Here is a 19,338-nt window from a genome sequence, read left to right as displayed (position 1 = left end):
TATCATCAAAAAAGTATTTAACCCGCCTGCATACCTATATTTGCTTTATGAAACCTGCCGAAATTAATTTAAAATGGGCCGCCCTGCAAAACCGTATCGCTACTGAGTTTGATAATGAGAAACCGGATATTAAAGTGGTATTGTTTTTAATAGGGGTACAGGAACTTGGACAGGGCCCCCGCAAGTTCAGCAAAAGGCAAAAGGAAGAGCTGATGCATATTGCCAATTGCAAACTGTTCAGCAAAATGGGGTTTTATGAGCTGGAAGGGCTTGATCAGGACGGCTGGCCGCATTGGAAACTGGTAAAAACGGTACCCAATTATACTTTGCTGGAACAGGAGATGCTCATAAAATCGTTAATCATCGATTATTTTGAAGCGGAGATGGAGTGGGAGTTTTAACCTTACAATGATATATGAAAAGAATTTTTACCCTTTGCCTGTTGCTGCTTGCCATTAGCGCAGCTTTTGCTAAACCACCCAAAAATCAATACGTACGCATAAAAACCAGCTATGGCAGTGTTATTATACGCCTGTATAACCAAACGCCCAAACACCGCGATAATTTTATAAAGCTTGCCAAAGAGGGCTTTTATAATGGTACGCTGTTTCATAGGGTGATACAGAATTTTATGATCCAGGGCGGCGACCCTGATTCGCGCGATACGGCCAAAAACAAACCGGGCGCAGAGCTGGGCAACGGCGACCTTAAATACACCGTACCTGCCGAATTCAGGGATAGCCTGTTCCACAAACGTGGTGTACTTGCTGCCGCGCGCGATGATAACCCCACAAAAGCATCAAGCGCCTGCCAGTTTTACATTGTAGAAGGTAAACGCTTTACCCCCGGCAAATTAGATACCCTGGAGAATACCCGGTTGAAAGGCCGTAAAATCCCACAGTACCAGCGCGATATTTATACAACTGTTGGCGGTGTGCCGCATCTTGACCAAAATTATACAGTATATGGCGAGGTTGTTACCGGCATTGATATGGTTGACCGCATTGCTGCCGTAAAAAAAGATGACAAGGACCGCCCGGATGTGAATATCCCCATGACGGTTGAACTGCTCAGCAAAAAGGAGTGCAAGCAATTGGATGAATTACTATGGCCTAAAGTAAAATGATACGGCTTGCAACCATTACAGATCTTGATGAGATAGCACACTTATACCGCGATACCATCAGCACGGTTAACTTAAAAGATTACAGTGCGGAACAGGTGGCTGCATGGGCCGGTCGCTGGACAAACACACCCGGCTGGACGGACAAGATAACCAACCAGCATTTTTTAGTGGTTGAAGATGGTGAAATAACCGGCTTTTCATCCCTAACCCATAATGGGCATGTAGATATGCTGTTTGTGCATCGCAATCATCAGGGTAAGGGCGTTGCTAAATTACTGTTAACAGAAATTGAACAGGTTGCAAAAAATAAAAAGTTCAGCATTATTACTACCGATGCCAGCATAACGGCCAGGCCGGTATTTGAACATTTTGGATTTAATGTAGTTGCGCCGCAAACCATTATGGTTGATGGTGTTGAATTGAATAATTTTAAAATGGCGAAGAGCCTGTCAGTCTGAGGCTGTCAAGGATCATTCAAAACTTAAAATGGTTCTACAGGCTCACCATGACAGATAAAATAACATGAAAATAATTACCTATAACGTTAACGGCATACGCTCGGCAATAAGTAAAGACTGGCTGGCATGGTTACAAGCTACCGACGCCGACGTAATTTGTCTGCAGGAAATTAAGGCTACACCTGATGTGATCAAAGAACTGGGCCTGGTTGACGATATGGGCTATCAGCATTTTTGGTTCCCGGCAGAAAAAAAAGGCTACAGCGGAACGGCTATTTTTAGCAAACGCCTGCCAAACCATGTCGAGTATGGCTGCGGCATCCCTGATTTTGACCGCGAAGGGCGTTGCATACGGGTTGATTTTGATGAGGTATCGGTAATGAGCGCCTATTTTCCATCCGGTTCAAGCGGCGATGACAGGCAGATCTTCAAATACCGTTTCCTGGATGAATTTGGTAAATACCTTACCCTTTTAAAAGCAAGTATCCCCAACCTCGTTATCTGCGGTGATTACAATATCTGCCATCGCCCTATCGATATCCATAACCCAAAATCAAACGCCAATTCATCCGGTTTTTTACCTGAGGAGCGCGAATGGATGGAGAACTTTATCGAGTCGGGTTTTGTAGATACATTCAGGCATTGTAATAAAGAGCCCCATAATTATACCTGGTGGAGCTTCCGCGCAAATTCGCGCGCCAAAAACCTGGGCTGGCGCATTGATTATGCTATGGCCAGCAAAGAGCTGGAAGGCAATATTAAACGCTGCGCGATATTAGCCGAAGCCAAACATTCTGACCATTGCCCGGTACTGCTGGAGTTGGAGTTTTAAGGACGCCTAATAAACACCCGTCCTCGCAATGACGTATTAGATGGGTGTGTATTCTTACATCCCCAACTGGTTCATTACATATTCAAATACAAACGTCCAGTTTTCAATGGCTTGCTGAGTACTTTGGCCGCTGCCGTGGCCGCTGTCAAAATCCATGTGGAGGATGATAGGGCTGGTTTGGCCGGGGTTGTTTTGCAACGCTGCCACAAACTTTTTGGCGTTCATAGGGTCAACACGGGTATCGTTAGCGCCGGCGGTAACCAACATGGGCGGTACGTTTACACCTACGCGAATATTGTGGTATGGTGAGTAACGCAATAACCAGCGGAACTGCTCCGGGTCTTCGGCTGCGCCATATTCGGGGATCCAATAACGGGCTATCAGAAATTTGTGGTAACGCAGCATATCCAGCAGCGGCACTTCGCATACAATGGCTTTGAACAGGTCAGGGCGCTGGGTTGCGGCGGCACCCATCAGCAGGCCGCCGTTACTGCCACCCAAGGCAACTATCTTGCTTTCGGTGGTATATTTTTCTTTGATCAGCCATTCCGCGCAGGCGTAAAAATCATCAAAGCTGTTTTGCTTTTTGGCCAGCATGCCGTCAAGGTGCCATTTCTCGCCAAACTCGTCGCCACCACGGATGCCGGGTTGTACCACAATACCACCCGCCTGGATAAACGGCGCGTAAAAGCCAAAGTATCCCGGCTTAATGCCCGACTGGAAGCCGCCGTAAGCAGTTAACAATACCGGGTTGTTACCATCCAGTTTTATATCCTTGCGATGTACCACAAATGCAGGCACGCGGCTGCCATCTTTACTGATATAGAATTTTATCTCGCCGGTAATTTCGCTCATATCAACAGGCAGTATCCTTTGATAAAACAGCTTCCATTTATAATCTTTCGGCGAGCAAACGTAGGTTTTTGGGGTGGAGGTAAACGTTACCAGCGATATGTATAGTTTATCCTCCTCACGGTCGTAACTCATGCCACCAACGCTACCTTGCTCGGGCAGTGGCACGGGGCGTAGTTTTTTGCCGTTCAGGTCGTAAATAGTTAAGCGGCTTTGGATATCCTTTTTATCCTGTATGATGATGCTGTTTTTGGTAACCGCATAGCTCTCCATTACGGTGCTGCTTTCGGGGATAAGCGTTTTCCAGTTCTTATATTCCGGGTGCAGCTTGTCGGCCACCATCAGCTTACTGTTTGGCGCGTTATCGTTTGTTTTGATGTACAGGCGGTTACCGATAGCCTCGGGGTATGCCTGGAACTTTTTGCTGTTGTAGATCAGTTTGCCATCCTTAAGGCTTCCTGTAGGGCGGATCTTTACACTGTTTGAGTAGAAATCGCCCTCGCCGCTAAAGGTAACATCGCTGTAACGGTTATCGTATATAAAAAAGCTGTTCTGGGCATCTTTGGTAGTACCTACAAAGGTAGCTTTCTCAATAGGGTCGCCAACTTTTAGGTAGTAAGTTTTTAAAGGGCGCTGCTTATCAACGTCCTCCTGGCTGCGCAGGGTAACGTAGGCGTGCTGCTGGTCCTGTGCCCAATCAAACCCGCTGGTGTTTTTAATAGGGTCGTGAATTTGCTTACCGGTACGGGTATCAATAAAGTAAACGGTGTTTACCTCAGCACCGCTTTTTTGCGCACTTATGGCCGCGCGTTCCCCATCATAAGTATAGCTGGTGCCACTGGTCGAGATCTTGCCGTCGGCATCCAACGCAACCGGGTCCCATATCAATATCTTTTTACCGTCGATGATGGTATAGATCTTATATTGTTTATCGCCTTTCTTTTTCACTGTTTGGAAAACGCGTTTGCCAACTGTATTCAGCGGGCCCTCGTAGTCCATATTCAGGTAAGCGGCAATTTTTTCTTTCAGGTCGGGGTGTACCTTTTGGGTTTTGGCCAGGTACTCAACACCGTAATCGTGCTGTTTTTTTGTCCATTCTATAACATCCTCGTTCTTCTTGTCTTCAAGCCAGCGATAGTTATCGGTTAGCTTAACGCCATGCAGCGTATCAACAACGGGTATGGCTTTGGTTTTTGGCGGATCGAATTTTTGCTGTGCGTTTGCAGCCATAGCGGCGGTAGTAATTACGGTGAGTAGCAGGCCTTTTTTCATTGAAATATGGATAAGGATGATGAGCTAAATATAGGCAAAGTACTTGTGATGGCAATAGCAGAGGTGTTGGAAAGAAACTAAAAGCGATGGGATTTGTGGGATTCCCCTCTTGAGAGGGGTGCAGGGGTGTGTCCTTTCTATATTTACACACCCCTGCAGCTGCACAGCCAATCGCGCCCCCTCTCAAGAGGGGAACTTAGCAGAACAACAATCTGCCGTTCGCAAAAATTAAATTTCAAATACCACGTAACCTTTATGATCTTTCTTTCATCTACTAAATAAAACCAACGCATTATGAAAAAAGTTACCATTATATTACTGTCGATAATAAGCGGATTGGCCTGCTATGCACAGGAAAAACTTAGCGATAATAAGCTAAAGACCCGGTTCGATTCGTTGGTTAACAGCACAGTTTCAGCTTTTATGAATGATAGTTCCCGCGTTGGTCTTTCCATTGGGATTATAAAAGATGGCAATTCACTAATTTATAATTATGGTACAACAGAAAAGGGGAAAAGGAAAACACCAACGGCTAATTCAGTTTACGAACTTGCTTCTATAACTAAAACATTCAGCTCGGCTTTGCTTGCAAAGGCTGTTTTAGACAAAAAGGTAAAGCTTGATGACGATATACGCCTGTATCTTGATGGGAAGTATCCAAATTTAGAATACAAGGGTGTGCCTATTAAACTGGTTAATCTTGCTAATCTCACCTCGGGCTTACCCAACTGGATGCCCAATAATAAAGACCTTTTCATTAAAGCTAACCCCGATTCTATCCCCTATATTCTGGATGGCCTGCATAAAAAATACGCCCGTGCCGATCTTTACCGCGACCTGCATGATATAAAGCTGGATACTGTTCCGGGCGCTGTTACAAGGCATTGTAATACTGCAGCCCAGTTGCTTGGCTATATTATGGAACGGGTTTACGGAGCCTCTATCGACAAATTATTAGAAACATATTTTACAAAACCGCTAAAAATGAAAAATACTGTCTTTTTAGCTGAAGGGAAGCTTCCCGGGGCACTTGTAAATGGTTATGATGGCAAAGGCCGGGTTATGCCCTTTATTGTTTGGGAAGACCTGCGGGTGGCGGCGAGCATCAGTTCGACGAGTTCGGATATGTTAAAATATATGGCTTACCAAATGGACGAAAGCAAAGCAGATGTTATGCTTAGCCACAGGTCTACTAACGGGAAGCCGGAAAATGGCGCTATCGCCTTAAACTGGAAAGTTAATGTTACAGATAAAGGTGTACGCAAGTTTTCTCATACCGGGGGTAGTTTAGGCTTTAGCAGTTATATTGTTTTTTATCCCGATCAAAAAACCGGAATTATATTGCTTGCTAATGAAGCCGGCCCAACCACACAGGGAGCATTAATTAGTTTGGCAGACAAAATTATTAAGCCGTAACTATCACTTTGTTCCGCTTGTCCCCCGTTTCCGCTTAGGGACAAGCGGACACAGAATGACAGATCAATGCGCGAACGCTTCTTCGGGTATAATTGCAGCCTTTTTATCGGCTAATTTTCTTTTGGTCATTTTATCAACCCTACGCATCAGTAATATGCTGATGATAGAAATTACAACAATTACGTACCCCACAGTATTATAATGCTGTAAAGGCGCGCCTTTGCTTGGCTGGGTTACTATTAAACCTGCAACAGCTGCTGCAATACCCCCCGCAATTTGCTGTAATGAGGAATTAATGCTCATGAAGGCGCCGCGGTCGCTCATTTCGGGGATAGCGCTGGTTAGTGCCGATGATGGGATCATGCGGCTCATGATGCCCATCATCATTAAGATATTAAATACCATTACCAGTATTAAAGGCGTTACCCCTAGGTTGGTATAAAGCACGCACATAATCATCATCCAAACTGATGCAAAGGCAAATATCTTAAACTTATCTATCTTATCGCTTAGCTTACCAATCAGGGGCATGATGAGCAGGGAACTTAAGCCCGATACCATCAGCAGCATGGTCAATTGATTATAATTTACCCCCAGGTTATTCACCGCGAAGGCGCTACCGAATGGCATCATCATAAAACCGCCTATGGATAATAGCGCGGTTGAAGTGAAACCTACACGGTAATCGCTATTCTTAACGGTATGCCAGAGGTGTGTAAATGCCGACTTGTCGTGCTGTAAGGCAAGGTGAGCGGTTAGTGGTTTAAGGTATATGGTGATGGTAACGGCTATCATAATACTGAGTATTGCTACCATCCAGAACGGGGCTTCCCAGCGCCATAAAGTAGCAATGTAAATACCTATGGGTACGCCCAAAACCTGGCTGGCGCCAAAGCCCATTTGTATAAAGCCCATAACACGGCCGCGTTGTTGCAGTGCAAAAATATCAGTGATAATAGCCATAGAGATCGACCCGATAACGCCGCCAAAAAGGCCGGTGATGATGCGGGCGGCTACCAATACGGCATAACTTTCAGCAAGACCGCAAAATATAGTACCCGCTATAAAGCCTGCGTAAAAGAATAGCAACAGCTTTTTACGGTCGTATTTATCGGCAAAGCCGGCGGTTAACAAACCTGAGATGCCAGCGCTAAAAGCATACGCCGATACGGCTATACCAAAGGCGGAAGGTTTAAGGTTAAGAGATTTCATCAGCATATCGCCCAGGGGCGACATCACCATAAAATCCAGTATCACGGTGAACTGGGTGATAGCCAGCAGGAATATGACGAATTTTTGGTAGCCCGTAATGCTACCGGTTGTTGAGTGTTCATTGTGGGTTAAGTTAATTCACAGCAACTGTAGCCGTGTTGTGTTATCATTTCAATTATTTGTGTGTGCGATAGCGTTTCGGATACTATCCGCAGCACGCAATCGCTATCCTCCATATCAACGCTCCAGCATTGTACGGTGGGGTTGTTATCAAGCAACTTATGTAACAACTGCTTATCGTTATCGCAGCTTATGTTTGTTTTAAATAACAGTATGTGGTCAAAATTTTCGATTGTATTCATAAGCTTACTTTTTTAGGGCTTTTACAACCAGGTCAAAGGTTTTCCACAGTATTTCATCGGTCATTTTAAAAGGCCGGCCGCCCATGCTTTGGCCCTCGTTGTTAAAGCGGATAAGGTTGTATAAAGGCGCAAACGCTACCGACCAGTATACTTCAAATGGCATCAATTCAATTTCGTCACGGTCAATAATATTCTGCATAAACTTACCCATCACAACTTTAAACTCGCTCAAAAAGCTGGCAAGAAATTCCTCCTGGTAACTGGAGGTCCTCAGCTGTTCAAAAAAAGAATTCAACAGCGGCTTAGCTTTTGTATACTGATAACGGTTATGCCATTGAACACGTAAACCATCTTCAAACGACATATCGGGGCTGAAATCTTTCATCGTTGCCTCTGCCATTATAAGCCCTTCTTCCATGGCGATTTTCAGGATCAGATCATCGCGATCTTTATAATAGATGTACAGTGTAGCTACCGAAATATTGCATGCTTTAGCAAGCTTATTCATACTGAAGCCTTCCAATCCATCCTTCACAATCAGCTCTATCGCTTTTTGCTTTACCAGTTGTACCTTATCGTTGTTCCTTATACGCATATCTAATAATATCCGCTACAAATATAAATGAATATTCATTCATTTATGAATTATTTATTTATTTTCTCCATAACGTCCTCCTTACAATTACCGGCTGTTTACTTATAAGACGAATAACTGCCCATAACTTTTTATATTAGCTACAATCAATTTGCATCAGCCATGAAAAAGTTACTGTTCCCATTCATAACGGGGTGCTTTATTGCAAACCTGTGTAATGCCCAAGCCGGTAAAACAGAAATTACCCGCTGGCAGGACGATAAAAAAGGCGCAGTATCTATTACCTGGGATGACGGCTCCATCAACCAATTTAAAGTGGCGTTGCCATTGCTAAACAGCTATAAATTACCGGCCACATTTTTTATAATAACAGGGCAAATACCGGGTTCAACATATCATGGCAAATTTATTGGCAGGCCCGTTCAGGATATTATTAAAGAAACTGCTACTATCCCCACCAATGCAAACAACCTGTTTGAACGGGCTTCGGCGGCTTCATATTTAGGATTGATTGGCCCTATGGTTATTACTACAGCGCAGGCTCGCTTGTTGATGCCGGTAAAACAGACGAGGCAATAAAGCTAATTGATGAACTGTATAGCAAGGTACGCAACAACGAGTTTAAACAAGGCATACAGCACAACCCGGAATATATGGATGCGCACGGCACTACCTGGGCACAGATACGCAAGTATGCCGCGCAGGGCCATGAATTTGCCAGCCACATGATAACCCACCCGCGCCTGGCCATACTGGATGAACCCAACATGCTTTATGAACTTACCAAAAGCAAGGAGGAGATACTAAAGCATCTTGGCGCCCAATACACCTTTTCGGGCGAAGGGCCGTTTGGTACCGAAAGCGAAAGGGTAATGAGTTATGCCTACAAGGTTTATCCCGCACTGCGTAATCGCATGCCCGAGCCCTGGTTAAAAGAAATAAGCCGTGGCAATAATAGCAACCCGGGTAACACCGATAAAGAGTACATACAGTTTCAGCGCGGGGCTACCACAAAAACGCCCATGCCTATGATGAAAGCCTGGGTTGATACCACCGCCAATAAAAATAATACATGGTTGGTACTTACTATACATGGGGTTGATGGTATTGGCTGGGAGGCCTTATCCCATCAACAACTGAACGAGTATTTTAACTATATTAAAACCCGCGAAAATAAATTATGGGTAGCCACTTTTGGCGATGTTACCCGCTATATGCGCGAGCGCCAAAACGCTAATGTTAAAACCATAAGCAATGGCAGCATTACGGTAACGCTTTCGCAAACGCTTAATAAAGCCATGTACAACTTACCGCTCACCCTTAAAACCCATGTGCCTGCAAATTGGAAACTGGTTAAGGTAACGCAGGGCGCTTCCAGGCAAACCCTAAAAATTATGGCTGCAACAGATAAGGCTAGCCCCTATATTATATACCGGGCTAAACCAAACAACCTACCAATAAAGTTAAAAGGTATTTAAGAAGAAGCCGAAACGAATTGATCAGGGGCGATACACATTAAACACCTACACCTTATCGGGCACATTTTATGCCCGATAGGTAAGATGCACATAATTAGATTCAGAAATCCCCCTCTAAATCATTTAATCAGTCTTTTTTCTCTACGGTTTCCCAAACAGAACCGTACACGTATGATTTTTTATCGCAAATACTGCAAGAATATCTTTTTATGGGTAACCAAAACAGGGTTGCTTTCATTAATGCGGGTCTTCGGGCGCGGTTGGTGAGTTTGCCCTTGCCACAATGCGGGCAGGATTTTTTTTGTCGTGTTTCCATTTAGGGGGTATTGTAAACTTTAACAATTAAGTATTATAGTATTAGGCTGCTATTTCGGCAAGCACTTTTATCATTTCTGTTTTGCTTACCGGTTTTGGCAGGAAAGCATTAGGATGTGTTTGGTTAGCCTGGTCAATCATCTCCATATTGGTTACAGATGATTGAAAAACAAAGGGGATATGCAAATTGCGGTTAATATAATGTGCAAGGTCAATCCCACTCTCCCTTCCTTTTAGCATTATATCTGTAATTACAAGATCAACATGCATAACCTTTAGGTCTTTCACAGCTTCGTCATAACACTCCGCCAATCCGCAAATATTGTGTCCCATTTTAAGGATCATACTCTTTAAAGCATAGGCAATTAAAGGGTTATCCTCTACAATGTAAATATACAATTTTTGCATATAAATTAAATTTTCCGCTGGAGTTAATTATAGCGTTATAATATTCGCAATTATTAATTTAGCTATTGTATTCCAAATATGAATTAAAATACCTGCTTTTAATAATTTTAAGGGTGGACAAAATCAAGACAAATTATATAAAAAGTGTGCCCAGAGACAATTAGAGGCTATTTACTATATCTTCGATGTCATCATCCTCAAAAAGATTCATCTTTTTGCGCAAGCGTTGTTTAGCTTTTTTAACGCCGTCGACAGTGATGCCAAGCATACCCGATATTTCGCGATTATTAAGTTTTAATTTAATTAATGCAAGCAGTCTGATATCAGTATCCGATAAATTAGTATACGAATGGCGGAGATTATAAAAGAAGGTAGTGTGTACCCTCGAAAAAAGCTTTTTAAATTCGCCCCAGTTATCGTCGGTCATGATATGGGCCTGCATCATTTTATCAAGATTCCCCGCAACGCCAGTATCATTATATTTTAGCTGAATATTCTCAAGCTCGGTTTTGATCTCGTCTATCAGTGTGTTTTTTTGCATCAGGTTTTCAGTATAGCCACGTAATACAAGTATTGCGTTCTTTAATTCCTCATCTACCCTTAATTTCTCTGATGCGAGTAATTCTTTATCTTTCTTGGCTTTTAATCTTTGCCTGTTATATATTAAAACGGTAATTATTATTAGCAATATTAATACTACAATTATGGTATTCTGCTTAAACGAGTCAACCTTGGCGCTCCTCTTCAGGGCATCAAATTCTTCACGGCTTTTTTCAATTACCCATTGCAGCCTTACCCTTTCAATGGCTGTAATATTATCTCGCCTGGCAACGCTATCTCTTAGTTTTTCTGATATGGTTCGGTATTGCATCGCTTCTGTTAAACTACCAAGCCGTTCATTAACCTCTGCCTTAAGCTCATAATATTGTACGCGTTGTGTAAGTACATTCTCACGATAAGTTAACAGTATTTTATCAACCGTATCCAACCGCAGTGCGGCCAGTTTTATTTCTCCATAATCAATGTTTATTCTTACCAGGCGTAACAGGGCAATAGCAGCGTTTAATTTTTGATCGAACTTTAGCGATTGCCTGTAATCCTCCTCTACCAGAGGGCGGGCTTTTTTGTATTGATGCTGTAAAAAATATACCGAACCAATATTACCCCTGGCAATAGCAATCCATGCGGTATCTTTTATAGCTGCAGCCATTTTTAATGCATTATTAAAATAGCCCATTGCGGTACTGTATTGCCCATTGTTACGATATGTAAGGCCAATGGTATTCATAATATTTACACGCGTACGTGTTGCATTAGGCTGATACTTTAAAGCAAGGCGAAGATTCCCACGGGCGTTATCAAAGTCGCCCAGCGTGTAATAAAAATTTGCCGTTTCTGAAAAAATATTGGCAATGCCAGGTACATTATCAAACCCCACTTCGCGCAGGTTCTCTTCAGATAAAAGATAATACCGGCACGCGGCCGAGTTTTGTTTGTACAGAAAATAATAATTGGCTTTGCGATGCTGGTAGATGCCTGTTTCTAGCTGTAACTGCTCTGCCTGGGCAAATGCAATTGCTGCATTAAAATACGCGGTACTTTTGGGGTTATAGCCTTTGTTTACCGAGTAATAATCGGCGCGCATATCATAAATGGCGCATTCCAGTTTTATATCACTTAGGTGCCGGGCCACCTGTTTCATGTCGTCGAGGCTTTTCATGGCATCAGCTTCATTCATTTTACGGCAATTAACACGGTAAATGGCCCTTGCGGCTTCAACCCGATTGGCCGCAACTGTATCTTTTAAATTTGCAAAAAGGCCGGGTCGGTATACATGTCTGCCATCACCGTTTAACCCATAGGTAAACAGTGGAATAAGCAATATTAACCATATGGCAATAATATATAACAGCTTAAGCTGTAGCTGGTTTAAGTACTTTGGGGTCAAAGCAAAATAGTTATTAAGTAGGGGGAAATATCACGTGTTAAATTTACTAAAGGTCAATATTATATTACAAATATAATTACCCATTTTTAACCTAAAATAAAGGTGTGTTTACACCTTTAATATTCCTTATTTGCTTACCCCGGGCTGCTGAATCTGGTTTAAGGAAAGCGGAGTTAGCTTTTTTGTTTTTAGCCAGGTAATGCTCACTATCATCAACGTCATGGTGCCGCCAAATATAACAGCAGGTATTGTGCCCAAAAATTTGGCTGCTATACCCGATTCAAAGTCGCCAATCTCGTTAGATGAACCAATAAACATAGAGTTTACTGCCGATACCCGCCCGCGCATATGGTCGGGGGTTAAAAGCTGCATAATGGTACCACGTATAATAACACTTACACTATCAAAAGCGCCCTGTAAAAACAAGAATAGTAATGAAACGTAGAATATATTAGATAACCCAAACCCTATAATAGATATACCAAAGCCCGCAACAGCAATAAGCAAATTACGCCATGGCTTGTTCATGGGCGAAAAGCGGATCATAACCAGCATGGTTAACGCAGCTCCTAATGATGATGCCATACGCATAATGCCCAACCCTTCGGCCCCTACTTTTAAAATATCGAGTGCAAATACCGGCAGGAGTGCCACCACCCCTCCAAAAAACACCGAAAATAGATCCAGGCTCATGGCATAGAACATTATTTTGTTGGTAAAAACAAAGTTGAGCCCTTCTTTTAAGCTGATCCAGATATTCTCCTTCGGGATAAAAACAGGGGGGTATTCACGCAGCATATAAACCAGCACCAATGATACCAGCATAAATAATAGGGTTAAGCCAAATGTTGCTGTTATACCGGTTAATCCCGGTATAATATGGCCTGCAAACGCATATATAGCCCCGCCTGTGAGCGGCCCAAGTATGGATGCCACCTGCCAGCTGGAACTACTCCAGGTGCTGCCGTTAGGGTAAAGTTCTTTTGGGATGCTTTGCGCATAAATGGTAAAGGTTGCCGGGCCGTAAAAAGCACGGGCAAGGCCGTTGCAAGCTATCATGGCATAAAGTATGGCAAGTATCCCATTGGTGTGAAGCTGCGCGGCTATATTGGTTAAGGTTGTTACAAACATTACCAGCGATGATAAAAGCACCCCGGCAAATATGATGAGGAGCATTTTACGCTTTTCGTACTTATCGGCAATATAACCACCGTAGAGCGCTATACCTACGGCCGGGATGGCTTCGCTTAAACCAATAAAGGCAATAGCTACCTTGCTATGTGTTAACTGGTAAATATAAAAGCCCAGTACAACAGTTTGCATTTGATAGGCAAACGTGAAGAAAAAGCGCATCCCAATGTATGAGCGAAAGTCCTTATATCTGAGGGCTGCAAATGAATCTATCCGGGGCGCTGGGTTCTCTTCGTCTGGCAATGTGGTAGTGTATTAATTTGAGTCCGCAATTTACTACTGTAACGGGCGGCCTCAAAATGTATTCGGTATTAAATGGTTAAAAATTTAAACCATGTTGGTCTATCAGGTAAACAAGTGCTGTAATTGCTGCTGCGCCCAATTCAAGCTCGCGTTTGTTTACGTTCTCAAAAACATCGTTAGATGAGTGATGGATATCAAAATATCGCTGTGAATCGGGGCGGAAGCCTATTAGTTTTATAGATGGCACGGTTTCCCTCAGGGGGCCAATATCGGTACCACTGCCGCCCGCAACCAGCCTGTCGGCTTCATAGGGCTCAAATAAGCCTTTCCAGTTTTTATTAATTCCTTTTAAAAATGATGGTGATGCGCCTTCAAAGCTAAAGCCGCGCGGAGTGAACCCACCTTCATCTGTTTCAATAGCGGCAATATGTTCTTCTTTATTGGCAGCGGCAAGCTCGGCATATTTAATGCCGCCTTTATGGCCATTCTCTTCGTTCATAAAAAACACCGCGCGGATAGAATTTTTTGGCCGGTAACCTGTTGCTTTAAGTATCCTCAATACTTCGGCCGATTGCATAACACCTGTACCATCATCATGCGCGCCTTCGGCAAGGTCCCATGAATCGAGGTGGCCGCCAACGGTGATAAATTTATTAGGGTTTTCGCTTCCGGTAATTTCGCCTATAACGTTGTATGATTTTGCATCGGGCAGGGTTTGGCAGCTTTGTTTAAAGTAAAATTTAATAAGCGGCAGTTTGCGCAGCCTAAGCATGTTACTTAGTTTATTGGCTGCTAAAGTTGATATGGCTGCGGCAGGTATCTTCTTAACGCCATCAACATAAACAGTACCACCGGTGTGCGGGTAATCATCAACCGATGATGATATAGAACGTACTATTGCACCAACTGCGCCATATTTTGCTGCTGCGGACGGGCCTGCAAAACGTTGCACACCTGCAGCACCATAACCTGCGCCGGTTTCAATAAATCGTTGGTCGAACGGACCGTTAAAGAAAACTATTTTCCCTTTTATCACACTTTCACCCAGCGCATCCAGCTCTTTAATACTTCTTACTTCAACTATATTGGCCGTAATGCCCGCTGCCGGTGTAGCTATCGACATGCCTAAAGCAGCAATAGGCACGGTAATCTTTTTATTGCCATCAATAATATACGCCTGCTCTTTTGCACCACGCACCCAGTGCGGCACCATTACTTCCTGCAGGTAAACCTTATCAAACCCGTAGCCTTCCATCAGTTTTTTACTCCACTCAACAGATTTTGCAGCGCCTGCAGAACCGCTTAAGCGTTGCCCTATTTTTTTGCACAGGTAGCGCAGGTTTTCATAGCATTGGCCATTAACCAAAGCCTCGTCATAAAACTTACGGATCTGTACAGAATCCTGCGCTTGCGAGCAGATGGTTGTAACTAATAAAACGATAGAAAGCAGTAAGGATTTTTTCATGATAAGTAGCGTTTAAGCAAATGTAATATTTGCCCGGCATTTATCAATCTGTCAGGATATTTTATCCCAGCTTAGGCCGGCATTTTTTGCCTGGAACGCCAGGTTTAGGATCTGGTTTTCGGGCGCGGCCAGTTGCGGGTCTTTTTCAAAGATCTCAATAACGCAATTACGGGCCTGTTGTAATATGTCCTGATCGGTGGTTAGGTCGGCAACCTTCAGGTCGAGCACGCCGCTTTGCTGGGTGCCTTCAATATTGCCCGGGCCGCGCAGCTGCATATCAATTTCGGCTATCTCAAAACCATTATTAGTTTTCACCATGGTATTTAACCGGATGCGGCCATCGTTGCTTAGTTTTTCCTTACTCATTAAAATACAGAAGGATTGGTCGGCACCACGGCCTACACGGCCACGTAACTGGTGTAATTGCGACAGGCCGAAACGTTCGGCATTTTCTATGATCATCACCGATGCGTTGGGCACATTAACCCCAACCTCAATAACGGTGGTGGCCACCATTATCTGCGTTTCGCCTTTAATAAAGCGCTGCATCTCAAATTCTTTTTCGGCAGCCTTTAATTTACCGTGTACTATGCTAATACGATACTGTGGTAGCGGAAACTCGCGCGCCATGACCTCCGTACCATCCTGTAGATTTTTCAGGTCGAGTTTTTCACTTTCCTGTATCAACGGGTACACCACGTAAATCTGCCTGCCTTTGGCTATCTCCTGTTTCATAAAGCCAAACATGCGCAGGCGCTGTGCTTCAAAAAAATGCACAGTTTGGATAGGTTTACGGCCCGCTGGCAGTTCATCAATAATGGAAATATCCAGATCGCCGTACATGGTCATGGCCAGGGTACGGGGTATGGGAGTGGCCGTCATTACCAGCACATGTGGCGGTACTATATTTTTCCGCCAAAGCTTGGCGCGCTGTTCCACCCCAAACCGGTGTTGCTCATCGATCACCACCATGCCAAGGTTTTTGTATTGTACTTTATCTTCTATAAGCGCGTGGGTACCTATTAATATATTGAGGGTACCGTTCTCCAGTTTTTCATGAATAGCCCTGCGGGCTTTCGCCGGTACCGAGCCTGTTAGTAACGCTACTTCAATAAAACCATCACCAACCAAATCTTTTATGGTTTGGTAATGCTGGTTGGCCAGTATTTCCGTAGGGGCCATAATACATGCCTGGAAACCATTATCAATGGCTATTAACATACTCATTAAAGCCACCACGGTTTTGCCGCTGCCTACATCGCCCTGCAACAGGCGGTTCATCTGTACACCGCGCTGGGTATCTGTCCTTATCTCTTTAAGTACCCTCTTTTGAGCGTTTGTTAAAGGGAAGGGTAACTTATCATGGTAAAACTCATTAAAGTAGTGGCCTACTTTGTCGAAAACATTGCCTTTGAATTTTTGCGTGCGCGAAAGTTTATTTTTCAGAAGTTTAAGTTGCAGAAAAAACAGTTCCTCAAATTTTAAACGGTACCGGGCCTCCTTTAACTGGTTGGCATCATTAGGGAAATGAATGTTTCGATAGCTCTCCTGCCGGCCGGCCAGTTTAAAGCGGTTAAGGATGTAGGTTGGTAAATTTTCATGGATATCCCTTGCAGTTTGCTCTAATAACCCGGCTATCAGTTTTTGCAGGCCTTTGCTATCCAAGGTAAACTGTTTTAGCTTTTCGGTAGAATTATAAGCAGGTTGCAGTGTAAGGTTACCCTTTTGTTGTTGCGCCCCGGGATTATACAATTCCATCTCGGGGTGCGACATTTGCGTTTTGCCATTGAAAAAACCTGGCTTGCCAAATATTACATACACCTTGCCGGGCACAAGCATTTTTTCTACCCATTTTATTCCCTGGAACCACGCCAATTCAATAAAGCCTGTATCATCTTTAGCTTGTACTATTAAACGTTTGGTGTGTTTTTCGCCCAGAAGTTCTTTATGGGTTACGCGTGCTAATACCTGCACGTAGGGCATATCGGGCTGTATATCCTTAATTTTATAGAACCGGGTACGATCAATATATTTATACGGAAAGTGCCTTAGCAGGTCTTCAAAATTGTATATCTGCAATTCCTTTTTTAGTACTTCCGCGCGCGCAAGGCCTACCCCTTTTAAATATTCAATGGGTGTTTGAAACTGCTGATTGTTCAATTTTTTATATGATCAGGGCTTTAACGCAATTACAGAGATTTCTACATTAACACCTTTTGGGAGGGCCGATACCTGTACGGTTTCACGGGCAGGAAAATCGGCAGTAAAGTAAGAGCCGTATACTTCATTAACCTGCGCAAAGGTTTGCATATCGGTTAAAAAAATGGTGGTTTTAATAATGCTGTCAAAACCAATACCGGCTTCGGTTAATATGGCTTTAAGGTTTTCCATTACCATAGTAGCCTCGTCTGTTATGCCGGTGGTAATTATTTCGCCTGTTTTAGGGTTTGACGGAATCTGGCCTGATACGAATAGTAAACCGTTAGCGGCTACAGCCTGGCTGTAAGGGCCTATAGGCGCGGGCGCATTATTGGTATTGATGATAGTTTTCATTAAAATAAATGTTAGATGTTTTACTTTTTGAGGATAAACCACTGAATCAGTTTCCAGATAATACCAAGCAGAAACATACTTATGGCAATGGCATTTATAATATGCATTACCTTAAGGTTAAAGCTACTTGGCCTGTTTGGATCTTTTTTTCTGAAAAAGTACATAACACAAATTTAATAAAAAAAAGAAAGCCCCCCGAGTTATTCGGGGGGCTTCTCAAATAATATTTTATTTAGATATTATCTTTGTTTGAAAGAAACACGACGGTTTGCAACACGTCCTTCTTCAGTTGAGTTATCAGCTATCGGGTTAGTTTCACCATAACCTTTAACTTTTAATTTTGATGCAGCAACACCAGAGTTAACTAAGTAAGTTTTTACAGAGTTAGCACGGTCACGTGATAATGATAAGTTGTGAGCAGCAGTACCTTCAGATGAAGCGTAACCATCAATCTCAACAGTTTTACCAGATGAACGTAAGTCAGCTGAAGTAGCATCTAATACAGGGTAAGATGAAGTCCTTAGTACTGAGCTATCAAATTCAAACTGGATGTTTGAGTAAGCAGCAGCAGCACTTGCAGCAACTGTATCAGCTTTAGGGAATACGATAGGGCAACCTGAACCGTCAACAACGCTACCAGCAGGAGTGTTAGGGCATTTGTCGAATTGATCAGATACACCGTCACCATCAGAATCTTTCTTAAGATCAGTAACTGCGTTTTCAACGTTAGTTACACGGCCTTTAAGAGCTTCAACTTCCTGACGTAGAGCTGCATCGTATAATTCGTCATACATCATAGCAACTGGGTTAACCCACTCTAAGCTCGGTTTTGAGCTTGAACCCAAAGTGAATTCTAAACCTCCGTAACCGTAAGAGTAATGATCTTTTTTGTTGTTACCTTTTGTTAAACCGTCAAAGTTACCACCGTCAATAAAGTTTTCAGTGTAACCAAAGTTAAGAGCAACCGCATCGCTCAAACGGAATTTAACACCAGCACCAACTGGGATAACATATTCTTTAACCCATTTGTTAGTAGCAACGTTACCGGCAGCACCATCTTTAAAGTTAAATGGTACACCAGCAGCTGTTACACCAGTTGGGTTATACATAGCCAAACCGGCACCTGCGTTAATGAAAAAGTTAACAGAGTTTTTACGACGGATAAAGTCGATAGTTGCAACGTTAACAACACCGCTTAAAGTAGCCTGGTAGAATTTAGTTGAATAAGAACCAGGGTTAATTGAACCATTGTCGCCAGCAACTTTGCCACCACGTACGTCTAATTGCAGACCGAAGTTATGACCTAATTGATCACGTACAGAGATACCGTAACCTAGTTCAACTTTGTTTTTTGCGTAATCGTTCAGACTTCCGCCTGTAGCCATTGTAGGTGAAGTTGCACCAACGTTAACACCGATACTCCAGGTTTTGTACTGACCTCTACCGCCAAATACTTTAGCAGTGGTTGTTGCAGATGACATTGTTGTGTCAGTGGTGGTTGTGGTGGTGGTTTTAGTGGAGTCTGTTTGTGCACTAACCATTCCAGCAACCAGCAAAGAAGCAAATGATAATGCTGCTGATTTCTTTAATGTAGAATAATTCATAGTTTTAA

At 43.2% G+C, this 19,338-nt stretch carries 20 protein-coding genes; 7 read left to right on the top strand and 13 right to left on the bottom strand.

Annotated features, from left to right (window positions below; genetic code table 11):
• Positions 1 to 47: 47 nt before the first annotated feature.
• From IDJ75_RS09570 to IDJ75_RS09555, 4 genes are all read left to right on the top strand, one after another.
• Complete coding sequence (locus tag IDJ75_RS09570; protein WP_191175400.1) at positions 48 to 401, top strand: hypothetical protein; 354 nt, start codon at positions 48 to 50, stop codon at positions 399 to 401.
• Between the two features lie 14 nt (positions 402 to 415).
• Positions 416 to 1,126, top strand: coding sequence for a peptidylprolyl isomerase (locus IDJ75_RS09565; RefSeq protein WP_191175399.1), 711 nt, complete (start codon positions 416 to 418; stop codon positions 1,124 to 1,126).
• Positions 1,123 to 1,584 (top strand): GNAT family N-acetyltransferase, encoded by a 462-nt coding sequence (locus IDJ75_RS09560; protein ID WP_191175398.1) that lies wholly within the window; start codon positions 1,123 to 1,125, stop codon positions 1,582 to 1,584. The genes IDJ75_RS09565 and IDJ75_RS09560 overlap by 4 nt, the downstream gene beginning before the upstream one ends.
• Before the next feature lie 64 nt (positions 1,585 to 1,648).
• Positions 1,649 to 2,416 (top strand): exodeoxyribonuclease III, encoded by a 768-nt coding sequence (locus IDJ75_RS09555; protein WP_191175397.1) that lies wholly within the window; start codon positions 1,649 to 1,651, stop codon positions 2,414 to 2,416.
• A gap of 54 nt (positions 2,417 to 2,470) precedes the next feature.
• Here the strand turns inward: IDJ75_RS09555 and IDJ75_RS09550 are convergent, their stop codons facing one another.
• On the bottom strand, positions 2,471 to 4,540 hold the full coding sequence (locus IDJ75_RS09550; protein WP_191175396.1) for a prolyl oligopeptidase family serine peptidase: 2,070 nt from the start codon (positions 4,538 to 4,540) through the stop codon (positions 2,471 to 2,473).
• Positions 4,541 to 4,834: 294 nt separating this feature from the next.
• Here IDJ75_RS09550 and IDJ75_RS09545 point away from each other — a divergent pair, with 294 nt between their 5' ends.
• Positions 4,835 to 5,956, top strand: coding sequence for a serine hydrolase domain-containing protein (locus IDJ75_RS09545; RefSeq protein WP_191175395.1), 1,122 nt, complete (start codon positions 4,835 to 4,837; stop codon positions 5,954 to 5,956).
• 63 nt (positions 5,957 to 6,019) lie between these two features.
• Here the strand turns inward: IDJ75_RS09545 and IDJ75_RS09540 are convergent, their stop codons facing one another.
• The 3 genes from IDJ75_RS09540 to IDJ75_RS09530 form a co-directional block, all read right to left on the bottom strand.
• Positions 6,020 to 7,213 (bottom strand): MFS transporter, encoded by a 1,194-nt coding sequence (locus IDJ75_RS09540; protein WP_394368094.1) that lies wholly within the window; start codon positions 7,211 to 7,213, stop codon positions 6,020 to 6,022.
• Between the two features lie 83 nt (positions 7,214 to 7,296).
• Positions 7,297 to 7,530: a hypothetical protein gene (locus IDJ75_RS09535; RefSeq protein ID WP_224746550.1), complete on the bottom strand. Its 234-nt coding sequence runs from the start codon at positions 7,528 to 7,530 to the stop codon at positions 7,297 to 7,299.
• A 4-nt stretch (positions 7,531 to 7,534) separates the two neighbouring features.
• Positions 7,535 to 8,125 carry a TetR/AcrR family transcriptional regulator gene (locus tag IDJ75_RS09530; RefSeq protein WP_191175394.1) on the bottom strand — a complete coding sequence of 197 codons (591 nt, stop codon included), beginning with the start codon at positions 8,123 to 8,125 and terminating at the stop codon, positions 7,535 to 7,537.
• Between the two features lie 162 nt (positions 8,126 to 8,287).
• Here IDJ75_RS09530 and IDJ75_RS09525 point away from each other — a divergent pair, with 162 nt between their 5' ends.
• Both IDJ75_RS09525 and IDJ75_RS09520 read left to right on the top strand, forming a co-directional pair.
• On the top strand, positions 8,288 to 8,704 hold the full coding sequence (locus tag IDJ75_RS09525) for a polysaccharide deacetylase family protein (protein WP_191175393.1): 417 nt from the start codon (positions 8,288 to 8,290) through the stop codon (positions 8,702 to 8,704).
• 74 nt (positions 8,705 to 8,778) lie between these two features.
• Positions 8,779 to 9,603, top strand: a complete 825-nt coding sequence (locus IDJ75_RS09520) for a polysaccharide deacetylase family protein (protein WP_191175392.1) — start codon at positions 8,779 to 8,781, stop codon at positions 9,601 to 9,603.
• Positions 9,604 to 9,730: 127 nt separating this feature from the next.
• Here the strand turns inward: IDJ75_RS09520 and IDJ75_RS09515 are convergent, their stop codons facing one another.
• The 9 genes from IDJ75_RS09515 to IDJ75_RS09480 all read right to left on the bottom strand — a co-directional run bounded on the left by IDJ75_RS09515 (position 9,731) and on the right by IDJ75_RS09480 (position 19,330).
• Positions 9,731 to 9,919, bottom strand: a complete 189-nt coding sequence (locus IDJ75_RS09515; protein ID WP_191175391.1) for a hypothetical protein — start codon at positions 9,917 to 9,919, stop codon at positions 9,731 to 9,733.
• Between the two features lie 41 nt (positions 9,920 to 9,960).
• The gene (locus IDJ75_RS09510; protein WP_191175390.1) at positions 9,961 to 10,326 is read right to left on the bottom strand and encodes a response regulator; all 366 of its coding nucleotides are present in this window, start codon (positions 10,324 to 10,326) and stop codon (positions 9,961 to 9,963) included.
• Positions 10,327 to 10,486: 160 nt separating this feature from the next.
• Complete coding sequence (locus tag IDJ75_RS09505) at positions 10,487 to 12,274, bottom strand: tetratricopeptide repeat protein (RefSeq protein ID WP_191175389.1); 1,788 nt, start codon at positions 12,272 to 12,274, stop codon at positions 10,487 to 10,489.
• A 126-nt stretch (positions 12,275 to 12,400) separates the two neighbouring features.
• Entirely contained in the window at positions 12,401 to 13,708 is a 1,308-nt protein-coding gene (locus IDJ75_RS09500) for an MFS transporter (RefSeq protein ID WP_191175388.1), read from the bottom strand.
• Between the two features lie 76 nt (positions 13,709 to 13,784).
• Positions 13,785 to 15,173: a M20/M25/M40 family metallo-hydrolase gene (locus IDJ75_RS09495; protein ID WP_191175387.1), complete on the bottom strand. Its 1,389-nt coding sequence runs from the start codon at positions 15,171 to 15,173 to the stop codon at positions 13,785 to 13,787.
• A gap of 51 nt (positions 15,174 to 15,224) precedes the next feature.
• Complete coding sequence (gene recG / locus IDJ75_RS09490) at positions 15,225 to 17,333, bottom strand: ATP-dependent DNA helicase RecG (RefSeq protein WP_191175386.1); 2,109 nt, start codon at positions 17,331 to 17,333, stop codon at positions 15,225 to 15,227.
• Between the two features lie 12 nt (positions 17,334 to 17,345).
• Positions 17,346 to 17,726 carry a RidA family protein gene (locus tag IDJ75_RS09485; RefSeq protein WP_067053474.1) on the bottom strand — a complete coding sequence of 127 codons (381 nt, stop codon included), beginning with the start codon at positions 17,724 to 17,726 and terminating at the stop codon, positions 17,346 to 17,348.
• 20 nt (positions 17,727 to 17,746) lie between these two features.
• Positions 17,747 to 17,890, bottom strand: coding sequence for a DUF6728 family protein (locus IDJ75_RS21380; RefSeq protein WP_317173753.1), 144 nt, complete (start codon positions 17,888 to 17,890; stop codon positions 17,747 to 17,749).
• 75 nt (positions 17,891 to 17,965) lie between these two features.
• Positions 17,966 to 19,330 (bottom strand): OmpA family protein, encoded by a 1,365-nt coding sequence (locus IDJ75_RS09480; protein WP_191175385.1) that lies wholly within the window; start codon positions 19,328 to 19,330, stop codon positions 17,966 to 17,968.
• Positions 19,331 to 19,338: the final 8 nt, after the last annotated feature.

Origin of the sequence: Mucilaginibacter rigui (genome assembly GCF_014773275.1) — a bacterium.
Taxonomy (GTDB): Bacteria; Bacteroidota; Bacteroidia; order Sphingobacteriales; family Sphingobacteriaceae; genus Mucilaginibacter; species Mucilaginibacter rigui_A.
This window is presented reverse-complemented; position numbering and strand designations above follow the sequence as displayed.